The 17,864-nt window shown below is 71.9% G+C and carries 16 protein-coding genes; 3 read left to right on the top strand and 13 right to left on the bottom strand.

The genetic code is table 11. The features are described 5' to 3' along the window. Nucleotides 1–80 precede the first annotated feature (80 nt). From AB6L24_RS02410 to AB6L24_RS02445, 8 genes are all read right to left on the bottom strand, one after another. Nucleotides 81–1,019 (bottom strand): amidohydrolase family protein, encoded by a 939-nt coding sequence (locus AB6L24_RS02410; protein ID WP_405651521.1) that lies wholly within the window; start codon nt 1,017–1,019, stop codon nt 81–83. Further along, nucleotides 1,016–1,264 carry a hypothetical protein gene (locus tag AB6L24_RS02415; protein ID WP_405651523.1) on the bottom strand — a complete coding sequence of 83 codons (249 nt, stop codon included), beginning with the start codon at nt 1,262–1,264 and terminating at the stop codon, nt 1,016–1,018. Before AB6L24_RS02415 ends, AB6L24_RS02410 begins: the two co-directional genes overlap by 4 nt. Beyond that, on the bottom strand, nt 1,261–2,310 hold the full coding sequence (locus AB6L24_RS02420) for an amidohydrolase family protein (RefSeq protein WP_405651525.1): 1,050 nt from the start codon (nt 2,308–2,310) through the stop codon (nt 1,261–1,263). The genes AB6L24_RS02415 and AB6L24_RS02420 overlap by 4 nt, the downstream gene beginning before the upstream one ends. Further along, a complete protein-coding gene (locus AB6L24_RS02425; RefSeq protein ID WP_405657009.1) occupies nt 2,310–3,806 on the bottom strand; it encodes an AMP-binding protein in 1,497 nt (498 codons plus the stop codon). The genes AB6L24_RS02420 and AB6L24_RS02425 overlap by 1 nt, the downstream gene beginning before the upstream one ends. Nucleotides 3,807–3,808: 2 nt before the next feature. Next, nucleotides 3,809–5,563 carry an aspartate aminotransferase family protein gene (locus AB6L24_RS02430; RefSeq protein WP_405651528.1) on the bottom strand — a complete coding sequence of 585 codons (1,755 nt, stop codon included), beginning with the start codon at nt 5,561–5,563 and terminating at the stop codon, nt 3,809–3,811. Further along, on the bottom strand, nt 5,535–6,191 hold the full coding sequence (locus tag AB6L24_RS02435; protein ID WP_405651531.1) for a GNAT family N-acetyltransferase: 657 nt from the start codon (nt 6,189–6,191) through the stop codon (nt 5,535–5,537). The genes AB6L24_RS02430 and AB6L24_RS02435 overlap by 29 nt, the downstream gene beginning before the upstream one ends. Nucleotides 6,192–6,234: 43 nt before the next feature. Further along, entirely contained in the window at nt 6,235–7,188 is a 954-nt protein-coding gene (locus AB6L24_RS02440; RefSeq protein ID WP_405651534.1) for a fatty acid desaturase family protein, read from the bottom strand. 262 nt (nt 7,189–7,450) lie between these two features. After that, a complete protein-coding gene (locus AB6L24_RS02445) occupies nt 7,451–8,782 on the bottom strand; it encodes a condensation domain-containing protein (protein WP_405651536.1) in 1,332 nt (443 codons plus the stop codon). A 455-nt stretch (nt 8,783–9,237) separates the two neighbouring features. Between AB6L24_RS02445 and AB6L24_RS02450 the strand changes: the two genes are divergently transcribed. Beyond that, on the top strand, nt 9,238–10,494 hold the full coding sequence (locus AB6L24_RS02450) for an MFS transporter (RefSeq protein WP_405651538.1): 1,257 nt from the start codon (nt 9,238–9,240) through the stop codon (nt 10,492–10,494). Between the two features lie 59 nt (nt 10,495–10,553). Here the strand turns inward: AB6L24_RS02450 and AB6L24_RS02455 are convergent, their stop codons facing one another. After that, nucleotides 10,554–11,342: an SDR family oxidoreductase gene (locus AB6L24_RS02455; RefSeq protein ID WP_405651540.1), complete on the bottom strand. Its 789-nt coding sequence runs from the start codon at nt 11,340–11,342 to the stop codon at nt 10,554–10,556. A gap of 370 nt (nt 11,343–11,712) precedes the next feature. Between AB6L24_RS02455 and AB6L24_RS02460 the strand changes: the two genes are divergently transcribed. Next, nucleotides 11,713–12,657, top strand: coding sequence for a helix-turn-helix transcriptional regulator (locus AB6L24_RS02460; RefSeq protein WP_405651542.1), 945 nt, complete (start codon nt 11,713–11,715; stop codon nt 12,655–12,657). On the opposite strand, the gene AB6L24_RS02465 is transcribed toward AB6L24_RS02460, so the two are convergent. Then, a complete protein-coding gene (locus AB6L24_RS02465; RefSeq protein ID WP_405651545.1) occupies nt 12,555–13,964 on the bottom strand; it encodes a M20/M25/M40 family metallo-hydrolase in 1,410 nt (469 codons plus the stop codon). The two genes, AB6L24_RS02460 and AB6L24_RS02465, sit on opposite strands and share 103 nt — an antisense overlap. Nucleotides 13,965–14,135: 171 nt before the next feature. Next, complete coding sequence (locus tag AB6L24_RS02470) at nt 14,136–14,987, bottom strand: LysR substrate-binding domain-containing protein (protein WP_405651548.1); 852 nt, start codon at nt 14,985–14,987, stop codon at nt 14,136–14,138. Between the two features lie 58 nt (nt 14,988–15,045). On the opposite strand from AB6L24_RS02470, the gene AB6L24_RS02475 reads away from it, so the two are divergent. Next, on the top strand, nt 15,046–15,441 hold the full coding sequence (locus tag AB6L24_RS02475) for a DUF5997 family protein (protein ID WP_405651550.1): 396 nt from the start codon (nt 15,046–15,048) through the stop codon (nt 15,439–15,441). A 65-nt stretch (nt 15,442–15,506) separates the two neighbouring features. Here the strand turns inward: AB6L24_RS02475 and AB6L24_RS02480 are convergent, their stop codons facing one another. Beyond that, a complete protein-coding gene (locus AB6L24_RS02480; protein WP_405651553.1) occupies nt 15,507–15,878 on the bottom strand; it encodes an STAS domain-containing protein in 372 nt (123 codons plus the stop codon). A gap of 239 nt (nt 15,879–16,117) precedes the next feature. Beyond that, nucleotides 16,118–17,812 (bottom strand): MFS transporter, encoded by a 1,695-nt coding sequence (locus AB6L24_RS02485; RefSeq protein ID WP_405651556.1) that lies wholly within the window; start codon nt 17,810–17,812, stop codon nt 16,118–16,120. Nucleotides 17,813–17,864: the final 52 nt, after the last annotated feature.

A 17,864-nucleotide genomic window follows, 5' to 3' on the forward strand; every position in this document is an offset into this window, starting at 1 on the left:
GGTGCCGTCGGGTCCGCACCCGACCCGCTCGCCGGGGCCGCCCGGCCCGCACCCCGCCCGGCCGCCGATGCCCCGGCGCCTCAGCCCGCCGGACGGCTCCCCGGCGCCAGGACGCGCAGCAGGTTCTCGCGCAGCAGCAGGTTCCGGTCCGTCCTCGACACCCCGGCGAACACGGTCGGGCCGTCGACGACCTCGCTGATCAGCCCCTTCAGACCGCCGTTCAGACGGCCGAGCGGCCAGTCCGTGCCGAAGATGATCTTGTGGTTGACGCCGAGCCGGAACAGCTCGTTGAGGTGCCCGGGCCAGTGCGGCAGGCTCGGGCCGCTCGCGAACCCGCCGGTGTCCACGTACACGTTGGGCCGGTACGCCGCGAGGTAGGCGCAGGTCTCGACGTGGGTGAGGCCGCCGTGGCCGAGGACGAACGGGACGGTCGGGAAGTCCCTGGCCGCCCGGTCGATCCGCATCGGGTGCGCCGGTCCGTAGTCGAGGCTGCGGGCGGTGGGCCCGGTGTGCACGAACACCGGCAGGGCCCGGGCCGCGCAGATCTCGTAGTACGGGTACAGGCCCGGGTCCGACGGCGAGTAGCCGCACGGCGGGTACAGCTTCACCCCGTCGAGGCCGTAGGCGTCGACCATGGCCTCGAAGGCGGCCACGCCTTCCGGCCCGCGCCGGGGGTCCACGCCGATGTAGACCCAGAAGCGGCCCGGGTGGCGCAGCCGGATCTCGTGGTGCAGCCGCGCCGCCTCCTCGGGCTCGGCCGTCCCCGCCATCCGCAGGCCGAAGTCGGGCACGAGCAGCACGGCGCGCTCGACCCCGGCCGCGTCCATCTCCGCGACGAGCCCGTCGGCGAGGTGGTCCTCGTGCTGCGCGGAGAGCCCGTCGGCGACGCGCCCGGGCTTCGGGGCGACGCCCATCGAACCGAGCCTGCACTGGACGTTGCTCGCCACGTCCTCGACGAAGGCCCGCGGGATGAAGCGGCTCGACGCCACGTGGCAGTGGCCGTCGAAGACCCCGGTCATCCGACGCAGTGCTTGATGAGGCCCTGGATGCTGACGCCCTTCATCGGGTCGTAGGTGGCGAAGTCGAACTCGGTGTCCGCCTGTTCCTCCAGGTACGAGATGAGGCCGACGATGGCCATGGAGTCGAGCAGACCGGTGTGGCTGAGGTTGGTCCTGGCGCCGATCGCCATGTCGGACTCCCCCTCGATCCACCGCTCCACCCACTCGACCAGCAGTTTCTCCAGCTCCGCCGCGTCCGCGCTCATGCCAGGCCTCCCCGGTCCGTGATGGTGTCCGTCGTGGTGCTCGCGCCGCCGAGGGCGGCCTTGGTGCCGGTCCGCGCGCCCCCGACCAGGCGCAGGCTGTTCCCACCCATGATCATTCTTCGGTCGGCCTCCTTGATCCCCGCCACCGCGGGCTGTCCCTTGGCGAAGGCGGCGACCAGGCCGGGCAGCGACTCGGAGAGCCGGTACGACGGCCAGCAGGTGCCGAAGAGGATCTTGTGGCTGATGCCGAGGCGGAACAGCCGGTTCAGATGGGCCTGCCAGCCGTCCGCCGCGAGGACGGAGTGGAACTGGCTGATGTCCAGGTGCACATTGGGCCGGTGGGCGCAGAGATAGGTCGACTCGTCGATGTGCGTGACCCCGCCGTGCCCCAGGATGAAGTTCACCCGGGGGAAGTCCCGAGCGGCCTCGTCGACCAGCAGCGGCATCCCGTACTCGAAGTCGAGCTGGCCCCAGCCGGGACCGGTGTGGCTGAGCACGGGCAGGCCGCGCTCCTCGCACAGCTCGAAGTACGGGTACAGACGGCGGTCGCTCGGCGAGTAGCCGCACAGCGGGTACAGCTTGAGCCCGGCGAAGCCGTAGTCGCCGACGCACCGATCGAACAGGTCGACGCCGTCCTTGCCGCCGCGCGGGTCGACGCCCCAGAAGACCCGGAACCGCCCCGGATGACGCCGGTTCACCCGGTCCAGATGACCGGCGAGCTCGGCCTGGTTCAGGGCGCACCGGGCCACGTGCGAGTAGTCGGGGACCACGAGGAACGCCTCGTCGACGCCGGCCTCGTCCAACTCGGCGACGAGCCGGTCCGCGTCGTCGTCCTGGTGCACCGAGAGGACCCGGTCCAGCATCCGCTCGGGCCGCACCTTGTGGCCGTACGCGGTCATGCGGTGGTGTGCGTTGGCCGCCTGGTACTCCAGGAACGCCCGCGGGATGGCGAGTTGGCTGCCGAGCTGGACCTGCGCGTCGACGATCCGGTGCCCGGCGGGGCCGCCGGGGCCCGGCCCGGGGCCGTCCGCCGTCGGCGGCGCCATCAGGCCCCCGCCCCGGCCCCGCCCGCGAGGCGCTCAGCGAAGTGCTCGGCCGCGCGCGCCCGGCTGAGCTTCATGTTGGCCGTCATGAAGGTCGGGTCGGCCCGCAGCGGCGTGTCCGAGAAGACCAGGGACATCACCCGCTCGTGGGCGTCGAGGCCCGCGTTGACCTCTTCGATCCGCTTCTGGATGTGCCCGCGCAGCGCGGTGTCGGCGGGGCCCGACGGGGTGACGAGGGCGCCGAGCCGGCCTGACTGCGGTGTCGGTACGACGACGATCTCGGCGACGCCCTCGACGTCCGCGAAGGCCGACTCGATCTCGGCGGGGTGCACCTTGCGCCCGCTGCCGAGCACGATGACGTCCTTCTTGCGCCCGATCAGGGTGAGGAACCCGTCCTCGTCCAGGCGGCCGTAGTCGCCGGTGAGAATGGAGCCGTCGGGCCGGAAGATGCCCTCGGCGGACGGGTCGCCGTCGGTGTCGAAGTAGCCGCGCCCGAGCGGCGCGTCCCGCGTGATGATCACCTCGCCGTCGTCGAGGAACGTCACGGACTCGGGGTCCATCAACTGCCCGACGGTGCCGACGCGGTGGCGGTCGGGGGTGTTCCAGGCGACCATGCCGGTCTCGGTCAGGCCGTAGGCCTCAAGGAGCGGCACGTCGCGGCTCCAGTACCCGTCCAGGGTCTCGCGCCGGATCGGCGCCATGCCGGTGATCATGAAGCGGATGCGGCCGCCCAGGAAGTCGCCGAGCGAGGCGTCGCCGCCGGACTTCGTGTAGAGCTGGAGCGCGGTGTCGTAGAAGACCGGAGGACCGATCAGGAAGGTCGGGCCCTCCTTGCGGACGGCCTGGAAGACCCGCTGGTAGGGCGCGAGCACGAGGTCGGCGCCCAGCCACAGGCAGAGGTAGACCGACAGGCGCTGCTGGTTGTTGGCCAGCGGCAGGAAGATCAGGTGCCGGTCGCGCCCGGTCATGCCGAAGGCGTCGATGAAGCGGTTGATGACGTACTCGGTGCCCTTGGCGCTGATCTCCACGCCCTTGAGCCGCCCGGAGGTGCCCGAGGAGTAGACCAGGCTGTGGATGTCGTCGACGTCGATCACCACGGCGTCGGGGGCCGCGGCGCCCGGTGCGGGGGCGCCGCCGGGGCGGACGACGGCGGGCGTGTCGGCGGGCACGGGCTCGTCCGCGATGAGCAGGGCGAGGCGGTGCTCGGCGATGAACGCGCGCGGGTCGTCGATCTCGGTGGTGTCGCCGAACGCCTTGAGCCGCGCGCCGGTGGCGAGGGCGGCCAGGTCCCAGGCGAGCCAGTCGATGCTGTTGCCCGCGCGGATCCCGATCACGTGGCCGGGGCGCACGCCGGCCGCCGTGAGCTGGTCGGCCCGGGTGCGGGCGAGCGCGGTCAGCTCGCTCTGGGTCAGCTCGCGCCGCTTGCCGGAGATGTCGATGTCGACGACGCGGGCGGTCGTGTGGTGGGTGGAGCGGTCCAAGAGGCCCGCGAGGTTCATGCTCACGTGTCGGCCGACTTCCTTCCTGGGGTGGTCGGTTGCGCCTCGCCGGGTGTGTGCGCCTGTGCGTCGAGTTCCGCTGCCAGCACGGTGATCAGCTCGTCCAGCCTCGTGCCCGCCAGGAAGCCGATCCGGCCGCCGAGCATGTCCTCGTACGCTCCGCTGTCGGTGTCCCAGGCGACGTGGACGTCGAGTCGGCTGCCGCCGTCGTCGTCCGTGACGGTCACCCGGCGTTCGAGGGTGCGCCACAGCCAGTCCGGCTCGGCGCTCGACTGCACGCCGTCGGCGCGGAGCCGGGTGCGGTCCGCCCAGACCACGGTGTCGTCCCCGAGGCGTCCGGCGAACTCCGCGACCGGGCCCTCGCCCGCCCTGAGGCCGGTGTCGGCGGCGAACGGGTCGAGCAGGCGGGGGCGGGCGTGCAGGAGGTCCAGGACGCGCCCGGGCGGGTGCGGCAGCCGTACGGTCCGTGTGACCGGGGACAGTTCGGCCGCCTGGGGGCCGTCGGCCGGGGTGCCGGTGCGGTGGGCGTCGGCCTCCGCCAGGATCCCTTCGAGCACGGACAGGCCGTGGTCGAGGTCGTCCTCGGAGATCACCATGGGCGGCTGCACCCGCAGGACGTTCGGGTGGTAGAGGGAGTACGTGGACGTCACGCCCTCTTCGAGGAGCCGGCCGAGGACGAGTCCCGCCGTCGCGCCGTCGGTGAACTCCAGGCCGTGCATCATGCCGAGGCCGCGGTGTTCGGTGACGATGCCGGGATGGCGCTCGGCGGCGGCGCTCAGGCGCTCGTCGATGGTGCGGGCCCGTTCCTTGACGCCGGTGAGGAACGCCTCTTCGGAGGCGATGGCGATGGACTCCAGGCCGACACGGCACGACAGCGGGTTGCCGCCCAGGCTGGACCCGAAGGTCGAGGGCAGGACCCGCAGGACCTCCCACACCTCCTTGGTGCCGAGCACGGCCGACAGCGGAAGGAGGCCGCCGCCGAACGCCTTGCCCACGCACACCAGGTCCGGGGTGACACCGAACTGCTCGTACGCGAAGAACGTGCCGCAGCGGCCGAACGCCGTCTGCATCTCGTCCAGGACGAGCAGCGCCCCGGCCTCCGTGCAGAGCCTGCGCACCTCCTGGAGGTAGCCGGGCGGCGGCACGATCACTCCGGCCTCGGCCTGGACGGGCTCCAGGAGGACGGCGGCGACGGTGTCGTCGAGCGCGGCGGCCAGCTCGTCCAGGTCACCGAAGCCGACCTGGCGGAAGTGCGGCATGAACGGGCCGAGCAGTTCCCGGTGTTCGGGGCGGTCGGAGGCGCTGAGCGTGGCGAAGGTCTTGCCGTGGAAGCAGCCGCGGGCGCTGATGACGCCGGGGCGGCCGGTCGCGGCGCGGGCCAGCTTGAGGGCGTTGTCGATGGTCTCGCCGCCGCCGTTGGCCAGGTACGAGTAGGGCAGGAGCTGTCCGGTGGCCTCCGCGAGGCGCTCGGAGAGCCGGATCTGCACCTCCTCGAACATGATCTTCGTGCTGTTCAGGACGCCGGTGTCGAGCTGGTCGCGCACGGCGGCGACGACGCGCGGGTGGGAGTAGCCGAAGGACTGGTTGCCGTACTGGTCGAAGAGGGCGAGATAGGGCGTTCCCTCGTCGTCGTCCAGAACGCGGCTTCCCGTCCCTTTTCCCTGGACTCCGCAGCCCATGACGAACGCCATTTTCGCGTAGGCCGGGTGGTTGTGGGCGGCTTTGGACTCAGCCAGCCGCTGGCGCCGTGTCCGCATCCGTCACCTCCTCGCTCACATAGCTGTCGTAGTCGCCGAAGAAGTACTGGAGCAGTCGGCTCTTCCGCCCTTCGGGTGTGCGGGCCCTGCTGACCGCCTCGGTGACGTCGAGCGCCGCGACGAGGCTGAGCGGGGAGCCCTTGAACCGGGTGTCCTCATAGGGTTCGTGCAGGGCGAAGAAGCCGATTTCCTTGTAGAAGCCCCGCAGCCCTTCGGAGTCGTCCACGAAGAAGTCGCCGAGGATGTGCGTCATGTCGTGCTTCCTGGCGCTGTGGATCACGGCTTCGCGCATGAGCGCCATGCCGATCTCACGGTGGCGCATCGACGGCAGCGTCATCAAGTGCCCGAATTCCACGAGCCTGTTGCCGACGCGCAGCGCCGAGATGTCCACCGTGTCGTCGCACGGCAGTCCGGCGGCGGAGTCCGGCACGACCTTGACGGTGCCCGCGGCCCGGCCCTCGACGTATCCCAGGATGTATTCGGCGTGGGCGTCGAACCGGTCGAAGGTCGCGGCGGTGTCGGCCGCGTCGGCGAGTCGGCCCTGGTCCCCGACGTAGACGGCGTCACGGAGCCGCAGCACGTCGGCCATGTCGGCCTCGGTGCGCGCCACTTTGAAGGTCACGTTCATCCACTGCTCCTCTCACCCGTGTTGCGTTGGCTCACCCGGTGGCTCACTTGCGGAGCAGCTTTCCGAAGTACTCGATGTAGCCGCGGTTGAAGTAGCGAATGCGGTCCTTCACCTCACCGTGCAGATCGGGAAGTCGCTCCAGCGGGAGATTCGGCATCAGATGGTGCTCGACGTGGTAGTTGTTGCCGTTCGTGAACCACGTCAGGATGCGATTGGAGCGGATCGTCCTCGTATTGGCGAACGGGTCGCGGTTCAGGACCTCGCAGCCGAAGTGCTCGGGCAGTTCGATGAAGGCGTGCACGGGCCCCGCCACAAGCACCAGCGGGATCAGCCATACCCACAGCACGACCGCCGAACCCAGTGCCAGGGAAAGGCCCGTGAATGCCAGGAGCGCGCCGAGGGCGAGGAAGTGGTCCCGGCGTATCCTGCGTGAGACGCGGACGCTCTCGCCCTCGAATTCCCGGCCGAGCAGGGACCGCCCGAGATTCACCACGAACAGCGCGTAGTGGTGGACCATCGTGAAACGCACGGTCCAGTCGACGAAGGTGCCGAACCTGGAGCGTTCCCTGGACCCGTACTGATCGCCGTAGTCGAAGAACTCGCGGTTCTCCGGTGTGCCGAGATCGCGGTGGTGGCGCATGTGCGCCGCCTTGTACGCGGCGAACGAGATCAGCATCGGAAGTCCGAGGATGATTCCGGTGACCGTGTTCGCCCTGCGACTTCGGTACGCGAGATTGTGCAGCGTCTCGTGCTGGAGTTCCGCGGCGTGCGCGAGCATGCAGCCGATGAGGACGACTCCGACGACGCGGCACCAGAGGACCGGCTGCAGCACGATCACCACGCCGAGGACGGTCAGTGCCACGCAGAGGGCGAATTTGAGGGAGAACACCCAGCCCCGGGGCTCGGTGCGCAGGTGTTTCAGGGACGCTCTGAGTTCGGTGGCCTCCTGGGGATTCCGCATGGCCGGGTCGACGGCGTCACCCGCTGTCAGATCCATCGTTGTTCCCTCGATTTCCCAGTAGCTTTCCCGGTGGCTGTGCGTCCCCGCGCGCGGTTTCCGGCATGACGGCGCGACTGACCGTCGTGCGGCGACCGGACGGGGCCAGTTCGATTACGGGGCGTGCTGGACGTGCGCTGCCCGAAGGGGGCCGCCCGTGTTTCCGGGCGCGGTACGGCGCGGCATCGCGACGGCATCCGGACGGGCCGAATGTCGCTCGGTGGATACCGCTGGGGGTGCCGCTCCGTTCAGGGTGCGGCGATCAGCCGGCTGCCTCGGGCACCGGTGCGGTGGTCAGGTCGCGCACGGGGGTATGCGGATCGGCCTTCTCGATCGCGTCGAGCAGGGCCAGAATTCCGTCCATGTGCGTGTCCGTTTCCCGCGGACTGAAGAGTTCGGGGTGGACGTCGAGAATGACGTCCGTCGTTCCGTCGGCCGCGGTCTGGAAGAAGTACACGGTCATGTCGATCGTGAGGGGAATCGACATGGTGCGCATCGACGCGGTGGCTCCCGCGAAATCCAGTCTGTAGTCGAATTTCATGACATTGACCATCGGCCCCCACAGCCGTGCCCCGCCGCCCTGTGCGACGGCTTCCCGGGAGATCTCCGCGGTGGGGTAGCGGGAGTGCAGCAGGACCTGCCGCACCTCCCGCGACACGCGCCGGGCGAACTCGCGCAGGGGCAGGGCCGCGTCGGCGTCGAGGCGCAGCGGCAGGATGTTCATCGTCATGCCGGGGACGTTGCGCACCTGGGGGCTCAGGCGTCCGCCGGTGGGCAGTCCGAGCTGGAGTTCAGGGGCGCCGGTGGCGAGGGCCAGGTACGCGGCGATGGTGCTGACGGCGAGGTCCGACCAGGTCACGCCGAGTCTGTCGGCGGCGGCTTCGAGGCGGCCGACCCGGTCCGGGGTGAGTTCGGCGGTGCGGCGGCGGCCGACGGCCAGCGGGCCGCTGCGGCCGGAGAGGCTGACCGGCGCGGGGCGGTCGGCCGTCCTGTCCAGCCAGTGGGCGCGGTCGCGGGCGAAGCTCTTGCTCTCGCGGTAGCCGGCCTCGGTGTCCGTGAGGCGCGTGAACGCGGGGAACGCTCCCTCGTCGGCGGGGAGCCCGCCCGCGAGTGCCGTGTAGACCGCGGCGGTGCGATTGAAGATGAGCGCGAGGCTGTATCCGTCGACGACCGCGTGATGTACGCGCCGGTACAGGACGAAATGGTCATCGGCGATTTTCAGGAGCGCCGCGCGGCACAGCAGCTGTGGGTCGACCGGCCCCTGGGCGTCCTTTTCCATCCATTCCCTGGCCGCCGCTTCCGGGTCGGACCCGGTGCTCACGTCGATGACGTCGAGCGGGGCGGGATCGGCTCTCAGGTATTGGCGGTATCCGCCTTCCGCTTCGCCTGCGGGGACAATCACGAGACGCAATGCCTCGGCCTCGCGCTCGACCTGTTCATGTGCCAGCACCATCAGTTCCGGGGCAATGCGCCCACGGATGTCGAGATAGTCGCAAATACAGTAGACAGGGTTGGCGAGATCTTCTGCTTGAGCCATCCATGTGCGCAACTGCGTAGCAAGGAGCGGTAGTTCTGTTCTCTCGCGATTAAGCAACGTTCACCCTCCTCAAGAGGACACTTGCTTAAATCGACGCCACATCGCACAGACGTCACGGACACCATGTATCGGTCGCGCGTACCCATTCGTGGGGAACAGTTTCGAAGTCCGGGAAGTGGTGGGGGGATTGGTGGGGGCCCAGGACAACGAACGGTAGCCTACCCGTCACTTGATCGAACGTCCATACCCAATCAGGAGGCATGTGCCAATGTCACTGAATGCAATGGCCACCGGCTCTGTTACCGAAGCCGTAATCACGCAAAGCGACGACTATTGGACTCGGCCAACTCGACGCATATCAGCCACACCTTGACGACCAGGGTTTACGCAGGACTGCGGCTGCCTCCACGATCTTCGGGGCGCCCGCCGGAAACTCCCTTTGCCTACAGCCCGTTGAAGCAAGAACCAGCACTTTCGAACGCTCGTGTACGCACCGTGAACGTGGAGGATGGATGGCGACGGACCGAACAGCTACCCCACCCGGCACCGGCTGGGCCGGGAACCGACGCGGCGTGGCCGTGGTGGCCGCGCTCATGCTGGGCGCGTTCGCCTTCAACACGACCGAGAACCTGCCCATCGGCGTCCTGAAGCTGATGTCGGACGACATGGACGTCTCGCTGGCCGCCGTCGGACTCCTGGTGTCGGGGTACGGCCTGACCGTCGCCGTCGTCTCCGTGCCGATCGCGCAGCTCACCCGGTCCGTGCCGCGCCGCCTGGTGCTGTGCCTGCTGCTCGCCGGGCTCTTCCTGGCGAGCGTGGTCGCGGCGGTGGTCTCCTCGTACTGGGTGCTGCTGGTCTGCCGGCTGGTGACGGCGGTGGCGCAGGCGCTGTTCTGGGCGGTGATGGGGCCGGTCGCGGTCGGGCTCTTCCCGCCGCACGTGCGCGGCCGGGTCATCGGCGCGCTGTCGGTGGGCGGTTCGGCGGCCCTCGTCCTCGGGGTGCCCGGCGGCACCTGGCTCGGCCAGCACACCAGTTGGCAGGTGCCGTTCCTAGTGGTCGGCGCGCTCGCCATCCCGCCGCTCGTCCTCATCCTCACGGCCCTGCCGTCCACGCCCCCTGAGGAGAGCCACGCGGTGCGCGGCGTCGCCCCCGACACCCGCCGCTTCGCCGTCGTCCTCGCCGTGACCGGCCTGACGGTCACGGGCGTCTTCGCGGGCTACACGTACATCTCCAAGTTCCTCGTGGACGAGAGCGGGTTCACCGAGTCCAGGGTCAGCACGCTGCTGCTCGTCCTCGGTGTCACCGGCATCGTGTCCGTCACGGTCTACGGCCGCCTCCTGGACCGCTTCCCCCGCGCCACGCTCGCCATCCCGGTGACCACGCAGGCGGTGGGGCTCCTCGGCCTGTACGCGGCGGGCGGCTCGAAGGCCGTCGCCGTGATCATGATGGTGCTCCTCGGCGCCTCCCTCGGGCCGGTCTTCATGGCCACCCAGAGCCAGGTCATGCACTTCGCGCCCGGCCGCACGGAGACCGCCATCGCGGCGAACGGCGCCGCGTTCAACACCGGCGTGGCCGCGGGCGCCCTGGCCGGCGGCCTGCTCCTGCCGGTCATCGGCGTGCGCGGCACGTTCCTGGTGGGCGGCCTGATGACGGTGGCCGCCCTGGCCCTGCTCCTGGAGGAACAGTTCCTGTCCCTGGGCCGCACGAAGGCGTGGTCGGCCGCCCCGCGGACGGCCCAGGCGGACGAGGACGTCTACTCCGAGCGCTGAACCGGCGCGGGTCCCGAGCCGGCGAGGTCCGGGCCCCGCGCCGACCCACCGGAGAGGCCCTAGACCTCGCGCGTCGGCAGCACGGACAGGTGCGGCAGGTTCACGTGGCGGGGGCGGCCGACGGCGAAGGCGATGAGCTCGGCGACGTCGGTCCCGGAGGGGATGCCCTCGATGGACCCGACGGCCTCCTGGACGGCGGCGCTGATCGCGGGGTCGTCGATGTGGTCGCGGAGTTCGGTGTCGACGGTGCCGGGTTCGATGTTCGTGACGCGTACGTCGGCGGGGTTCAGGCGGGTGCGCAGGTTCCGCGAGAGGTGGCTGAACGCGGCCTTGCCGGCGGCGTATCCGGCGAAGCCCGGCAGGACGCTCTGGGCGGCGGCGGAGGAGATGTTGACGAGGTCGGCGTGGCCCCGTTCGGCCGCGGCGGCGAGCAGGTCGGGGACGAACGCCTCGACGACGGCGAAGGCCCCGGTGACGTTCACGTCGATCATGCGCTGCCAGTTCCCCGTGGACCCGTCGAGCTGGTCGGGCAGGGCGAGGCCGGCGTTGTTGACGAGGAGGTCGACGCGGCCGAGCCGGGAGCGTACGCCGGCGGCGGCCGCCGCCAGGGACGCCGGGTCGGTCACATCCGTCGGGAGGGCGAGCGCGCTGCCGCCCGCCTCCTCGATCCGTGCCACGTGTGCGGCGAGCCGCTCGCCGCGCCGCGCCAGCAGGGCGACCCGCGCGCCCTGGGCGGCGAGCACCTGCGCGGTGGCCTCGCCGATGCCGCTGGAGGCACCGGTCACGACGGCCACCCGGCCGGTGAGGGGGCGGGCGAGGGACGTGGCCTGGGCGGTGGTGACGGTCATGGTGGTCTCCGGGTGTACGGGGGCGGGGCGCCCGGTGCGGATACGCGCACGGGGGCGTCGAGCCGTTGTCGGGGCGGGGCACGGGTGTGCCGGGCCGGTTGCGGGACCGCGTCACCGCGGTGCCCTGGTGGCCGCGTCGTGCGGCCACGGGAACGACTCTGCGGGAGATCCGCGCGCCTACCCAGGGCCCCGCTCGACCCTGGGTCTGCCAGAACCACCTTCGCGTCGGCGGCACGGGGCCGACGCGGTGGAACAGGGTGGCCGGGCAGCACCGGTCCGGCCCGGCCGAACCAGCCCTGGCCAGGCAGCACCACATCAGCGCAAGCCCCCTGGCTCCGGGCGGAGCCACCCCGTGCCGGACAATCGATCCATGGACTTCCGCACCGAACTCGCCGCCTTCCTCCGCTCCCGCCGCGCCCGGCTGCGGCCGGAAGACGCCGGAGCGCGGCCGTTCGGCGGGCGGCGACGGGTGCCGGGCCTGCGCCGTGAGGAGCTGGCGGAGCTCGCCGGGGTCAGCGTCGACTACTACGTACGGCTCGAACAGGGCAGGACCCACAACGTCTCCGACGCCGTCCTCGACGCCGTCGCCCGGGCCCTGCGGCTCGACGACGCCGAGCGCGCGCACCTGGGCCACCTCACCCGCGCCCTGCGCCACCCCGCGTCCACACCGCCCGCCCCGCAGCCGCTCAGGGCGGGCGTCAAGGTACTGCTCGGCGCACTCGACGGCGTGCCCGCGTACGTCGTCGGCCGGCGCCTGGACATCCTCGGCTCCAACGGCCCGGCCCGGGCGCTCTTCACCGACTTCGACGCGCTGCCCGCCGAGCGGCGCAACGTGGCGTGGCTGCACTTCCTCGACCCGGGCGTGCGGAGCCTCTACCCGGGCCAGGAGGCGTGGCAGGAGACCGCCCGCGACACCGTCGCCGCCCTGCGCATGGACCTGGGCCGCCACCCGTGCGACGACCGCCTCTGCGACCTGCTCGGCGAACTCTCCGTGCGCAGCGACGCGTTCAGCGCGCTGTGGGCCGAGCAGCTGGTGCGCGAGCACTCCCACGGCGTGGAGCGACTGCGCCACCCGGTGGCCGGTGAGCTGACCCTGCGCCGCGAGACGCTGCGCCTGCCCGACGCGCCCGACCAGGCCCTGGTCACGTACGCGGCCGACGACGGCACGCCGTCCCGCGCCGCGCTCGCCCTGCTCTGTCCGCGCGGCGGGGATCAGCGCTGCGGCGAGGGGAACGCCACGGGGCTGCGCAGGCCGGAGCGGCTGACCGCGCGGACGCCGAAGAAGACGTTGTCCTTGGACAGGTCGACCGTGTGACGGGTGGCGTCGCCGACGTCGATCACATGGGTCCAGTCGGACGCGGTCGTCTCCCGCCAGACGACCTCGTACCCCGCGAGGTCCTTCTCCGGGCCCCGCTCCCACACGAGTTCGGTGTCGTTGGTGAGCGCGGCGGTGAGGATCTTCGCGCCGCGCGGGGTGCCGGGGGCCTGGGCGAGGCTCCACAGGGCGGCGGCGTTCACGCGGGCGACGCGCGCGATGTAGGGGAAGTCGCAGAACTCCGGCAGGTCCCCGTACTGCTTGCCGTCCTCCACGCGGACGTCCTGGTGCTGGTGGGCGTAGTCCTCGGCGGGCTCGGTGAACCGGGCCGCGGGGTAGGCGCGTTCGAGGAAGGGGATGTGGTCGCCGCCGCGCAGATAGCGGTCGCGGCGGTGGACGACGCGGACCTTCATGCCGGTCGCGTCGTTGCCGGCGACGTCCCGCACGAAGCGGGCGAGTTGGCGCGAGGGCGAGTCGTTCTCGCCGCCCACCGAGCGCCGCACGGCGGCCTCCTCGGGGGTCTCGGACGAGGGCACGCCCTCCGCGAAGAGGCGGATCGTGCGCGGGTCGCGGGTGCCGTCGTCGGCGGTGGGGCTGCCGACGATGTCGTTGGTGAACATCCCCTGCACGTCGGCCTTCCGGAGCTTGTACTGCTCCGCCATGTGCGCCGCGCCGAACAGGCCCTGCTCCTCGCCCGCGACGGCCGCGAACACGACGGTCGCGCCCAGCTTGCGGCGCGCCATGACCCGTGCCAGCTCCATGACCACCGCGACCCCGGAGGCGTCGTCGTCGGCGCCGGGCGCGTCGCTGGTGAAGTCCATGACGTCGCTCGCCCGCGAGTCGTAGTGCCCCGACACGACGTAGAGCCGGTCCGGGGACGCCGAACCGCGCAGCGTGGCCACGACGTTGGTGATGCGCGTCGGCTCCGGGATGCGGGGGCCCGGCTCCTGGACGTACGACTGGAGCTCCACGCGCATCCGGCCGCCCGCCGCGCCCGCGTGGCGCCGCATCTCGGCGAGGATCCAGTCCCGTGCCGCACCGATGCCGCGCTCGGGGTCGTCCTGCGCGGAGAGCGTGTGCCGGGTGCCGAACGCGGCGAGCCGCCGCACGGTTGCCTCGATGCGCCGGTGGTCGATCTCCCGCAGCAGCGCCCTGAGTTCACGCGACGGCTCCTGCGCGGTACGGCTCTGTCCGTCGCCGTCGCGCGCCGCCGCGGGGCCCGCCTGAAGGCCGACGGCGCCGGCCGTGGTGGCGGCCGCGGCCACCGCGAGAACACTGCGCCGGGACGTGCCGCTCTGCTCCGCCATGCGGCCATAGTCATGGACACCACAAAGCGCCGCAAGGGGGCGTGGGGACGGGTGGGGCGGTCCGGGACGACTATGGCGAGTACAGGGGTGCGGCTCTGGCGAGTAAGCGGGTGCGGTACGGCTCCGTGGGTGGTCCGGGGCCGGACGCCACGCAGCCCCGGAGGGCGACCGCTACGAGCGGCGGCGGGGCTTCCCGCGCTTCGCGCCCTGGGAGCCGCCGGTGCCGCGCCGCGGGTTCTTGCCCGCGGTGGCCTTGCCCCCGGCGGGCTTGCCCGCCGACGCCTTGCGCGCCGTACCCTTGCCCGCCGTCGACGTACCGGATCCCTGCTTGCCCCCGGCCTTGCCCGTCCCGCTCTTGCGGCGCGCGCCGTCCTTCTCCGCGCTCTGGGCCTTCGCCTGCGCGGCCGGGGCCCGGCGGCCACGGGTGCTGTTGACGGTCCGGCCGCGGATGATGCCGATGAACTCCTCCACCAGGTCGGTGGTGGCGTCCTCCGGCCACGACAGGACGACGCTGGACTGGGGCGCGTCGGTGACCGGCCGGTAGGTGAGGTCCTTGCGGTGGTGCAGACGGGCCAGCGACTGCGGTACGAGGAGCACGCCGATGCCCGCCGCGACCAGTTCGATCGCGTCGGCCGTGGTGGCGGGGCGCTCCAGCGCGGGGCGGCCGGGCAGGCTCTCCCAGTCGAGGGTGTCGTCCTCGGGGTGCAGCACGATCTCGTCGGCCAGGTCGTCGGCGTCCACCTCGTCGGCGGCCGTCACGACGTGGTCCTTGGGGACGACGACCACGGTCGTCTCCGTGTAGAGGGGGATGGCGCTGAGGACCGTCCGGTCGACGGGCAGCCGCACCAGACCGGCGTCGGCGGCGCCGTCCCGCAGCGTCGCGTCGGCGGCGGCGGGCGCCACGGGCACGAGGGTCAAGGGGACGTCGGGCAGCCGCTCGTTCCAGACACGCACCCACTTTGTGGGTGTCACCCCCGGGACATAGGCGAGCCGGAACGAAGGGGTCACTTCCGAGCCTGTCACCCCGCCAGGCTACCCGGCGTGGTCAGAGGTCGCTCAGGCGCTCGATACCCTGGTGACCATGACGTCGCACCAGAGCACCCAGACGATGAAGCCCGCGACCGCGGCGAAGAAGCTGGGTGTGTACCTCGAGGCCACCCCCGCCGAGTTCCAGGAGGGCGTGATCTCGCGGGCCGAGCTCAACGCACTGCAGGCCGACCCGCCCCAGTGGCTGCAGGACCTCCGCCGCACCGGCCCGCACCCGCGTCCTGTGGTCGCGGCGAAGCTCGGCGTCTCCATCTCGGGCCTCGCCCGCGGCGGCGTCACCGAAGCGCTCACCACGGAGCAGATCGACGCCCTGAAGACGGAGAACCCCGACTGGCTGCGCCGGGAGCGCGGCACGCAGGCCGACGTCCGCAAGGAAGCGGCGCGCCTGAAGGAGAAGCAGCGCGAGAACGCCGAGAACGGCCAGGGCTGAGCCTCGGGCTCAGCCGGTCCGCGGGCGGGGAGGCCGGGGCCGGGCCGCGGGAATCGGACCCGGCGTCACACCGGTGAACCCTCCGCGCCCGCGGTGAGCGCGCTCTCCAGATCCCCGGCGATCTCGAACGTGTCCGCGAGGCCCGCCAGCCGGAGGATCTTACGGAAGAACGGGTTGTCGACGACAAGGACGACCCCCGCCTGACGCCGCTGTGCCCCGTCCCGAGCGCGGCACAGCAGCGTCAGCCCCCCGCAGTCGAGGAACGACACCGCCCGCAGGTCAAGGACCAGGTCACGGTGGTTCTCCCGTGCCAGTCGCGTGAGCGGGGCGGCGAGAACCTCGTCCGCGAGGATGTCCAGCTCGCCCCAGAACACGACGACCAGCCGCTCCTGCCGGACCTCGGCACGGAGGCCGAACTCGGCGTGGTCCTCGAGCATCGTTCCCCCTCATGGCACCGTGAGTGCGGCTCCGGGGTGAGTCTTCGCGATCCACCGGCGGGGTCTGAGCGATGAGCTGTCGCCACCGGGGACAGGGGTGGCACGTTCTTGCCCTTGGCATACCCGACGGGCGGAGAATAATGCAACTGCCCTGCATTAAACAAGAGTTGGCCGATTACCGCTGACACGTGCCGATGCCCGCGCCCGGCACCGGCGGCGCGGGCCCGAGAGCCGCGCGGTCAGTCGCGTCCGCCCCGGCCCACCGCCATGGCCAGGCATTTCGCACCGGCCCACAGCGCGTGCCCGACCATGACGAACACCCAGATCTTGCCGCCGTCCTCGACGACCCGGGCGAAGCCCGACTCCTGACCGCCGCCGTGGAGCAGCACGTCGAGGGTGTCCTGGGTGACCAGATCGCGCAGCCACGAGAGCCCCACGAGCATCAGGAGCACCTGCACGACGGTGAACACGACGGCGTGCCGCCCCAGTTCCCGCAGCAGCTGCTCCCGGGTCCTCGACGGCTCCTCCTTCGCGGGCGCACGCTTCGCGGCGGTGCTCTTCTCGGCGGTGCTCTTCTCGGCGGAGTCCTTGGCGAGGGAGCTCTTCGCGCGCGGCGCGGGCTCGGGTGCGCGCTCGGCTTCGGCTTCCGGCGCGGGCGGCGGCGGGGGTACGTCGGCGACGCCGAGGCTCCGTACCGCGCGGGGCACGACGACGGCTCCGACCAGGATCAGGGCGGCCGCGCTGAGGCAGGCGACGGTCCAGTCGGCGCCGTCGTACAGCATGCCCGCCGTGAGGGCGCCGATCAGCGCGCCGAGCAGGTTGGCGGACTCGTACACGCCCATGCCCCGGCCCGTGTGCTCGCCCGACGCCTCCGCGATGACGGCCTGCTGGATGGGGATGACCGCGGCCCAGGCGAGCCCGCTGAGGATCCACAGCGCGGCGATGACGACGGGGTTCGGCGCCCAGGCCAGTCCGGCCGCGAAGGCGGCGCTGGCGAACGACGCGCACATCAGGATGCGGGTGCGGCCGAAGCGGACCACGTAGCCGTGCAGGCGCTCGGCGGCGACGCTCATGGCGATGGCGCCCGGCAGGAAGACGTACGCGACCTGGATCACCTCCAGGTCGAACTCGCGCTGGAGGTGCATCAGGAGCAGCAGCGAGATCGCCGCCTCGGCCGTCATCGTCACGACCACCGCGAGCAGCATGGGGCGGAGCCTGCGCCCGACGGCACCGAGCCCGGCGATGGCCGAGCCCGCCGCGCCCTTCGCACCCTCCGGGGCCACCGCGCCCTGTGGCTCGGCCGCCCCCGGGGCACCGCCCGCTCCCCCGCCCCGCACGGCCGCCGGATCCTGCCTGCGGGGCGCGGAGAGCAGCAGCGCGGCGGCGAGCAGACAGGCCCCCGCGCAGGCCCAGAAGACCCCGTCGAAGCCGATCTCGCCGATCAGCACCATGCCCGCGACGAAGGCCACCCAGGAGCCGGTCTCCTGGGAGGCGAGGAGCCGGGGGAAGACCGCGGAGTCCTCCGCCAGGCGTTCGCTGATGATGGCGCGGACGGCGACCCACAGCAGGGCGCCGCCCACTCCGCCGACCGCCGCGGCGGCGTAGGCGGCGGCCGCGTTCTGCGCGAGGGCGTAACCGGCGGCGGAGGCCGCGTACAGGACCGCGCCCGTCGCGGCGACGTACCGGCGCTCGAAGAGGTCGGACAGCACGCCGGCGATCGGCCGGGCGATCACGGAGAGGGCCATCTCGACGGCCATCAGGATGCCGACCTCGGTGGCGCTGAGGCCGAGGGCCGCGCCCGCCCAGAGGGGCAGGATGAAGTCGAAGAGCTCGTTCGGGCCGTTGGTGAACGCGGCGGCGTGCAGCGTCCGCTCCTCGCGCCGCCGGGGCGCCCGCGGGCTCTTCGTGGCCGCCGCGGGAATGTCTCCGATCATGTGTCCGCCCCAACCTCCGACCGACGCGACTGACTCCGCCGCATCTCCGAGC

It is taken from the genome of Streptomyces sp. RK9, from assembly GCF_045070545.1.
Taxonomy (GTDB): Bacteria; Actinomycetota; Actinomycetes; order Streptomycetales; family Streptomycetaceae; genus Streptomyces; species Streptomyces alboflavus.